1 protein-coding gene is annotated in these 1,073 nt (G+C 46.9%); it reads right to left on the bottom strand.

Translation table 11 applies throughout. The annotated features are described in order from the left end of the window. Nucleotides 1-1,073, bottom strand: a 1,073-nt coding sequence (locus R7190_RS25800) for a sigma 54-interacting transcriptional regulator (RefSeq protein WP_318137667.1), incomplete at both ends; no start/stop codon positions are given.

Here is a 1,073-nt window from a genome sequence, read left to right as displayed (position 1 = left end):
TAATCACGCATGATCTCGTCCAAAGAACCATCAATATTAAGCGTTGCACTGCCCCCGCCAACTGACTGCGGCTGTGGCAAATTAAAATGTTCGGCTTTCAGTAAGTGACCATCCATTTCTGTTAGCGCTCGCAACACCATATTATCTAGCTGACGCATGTTACCCGGCCATTGGTAGCTGCCCAGATCATCAACCAGACCTTCATCCAGCTCCGGCTTATCGATACCCAGCTGCTGCGCGTGTTTTGTCACGAACAAATCTAGCAAACGTGCCACATCATTCGAGCGCTTGCGCAGTGGAGGAATGCTTAGCGTCAGTACATTGAGGCGATAATACAAATCTTCACGGAACATACCCGCTTCAGAAAGCTCAGCAAGGTTATGTTTTGTCGAAGCAATAATGCGAACATCTACATGCATTTCATCTTCTGCACCAACACGCCGGAAGTTACCATCTTGTAGACACCGAAGAAGTTTGATTTGCAGATGAGCACTCATCTCACCAATTTCATCAAGAAATACCGTACCGCCATTTGCCTGTTCAAAAATACCTTTGTGGCCTTGTTCGTGATTGAACGAACCTGGCGCATGACCAAACAGCTCGGTTTCTGCAACGTCATCTGGCATGGATGCACAGCTCAACACAAGGAATGGTTTACTCGCACGGCTTGAACGACTATGACAGGCTTTTGCGAGCATTTCTTTGCCAGTACCTGTTTCACCTTCGATTAGTAGCGGTTGATCCAGAACAGAAAGCTTCTTAGCCTGATTAATCAAGGCTTTATGGCGGTTTGATATTCCTACGAAGTGCTCAAAACCCAATGGATTATGCAACGGTAGTCTTTCTTCGATTTGCGTGCCGTGCTGGCTTGTTCGAATCGTCATCAAAGTGCTTGCAAGCGTAGAATTCTGCGCTTCGTCTCTGATATAGACAGGCATGAGCTCTAAGATGTAATCCAACCCATCAATGACTAGGTTTTCACGAGTACGAGCGTTCACGCCTTCAGACCAACGAGAGAAACGGGCGCTTGGTAATAACGCAGCAATCAGAGGGCCGATGACTTCTTGTTTATG

Source organism: Vibrio sp. 1078-1 (assembly GCF_033340475.1).
Note: the sequence above shows the minus strand (reverse complement) of the source record. Positions and strands in the feature narration are given on the sequence as shown.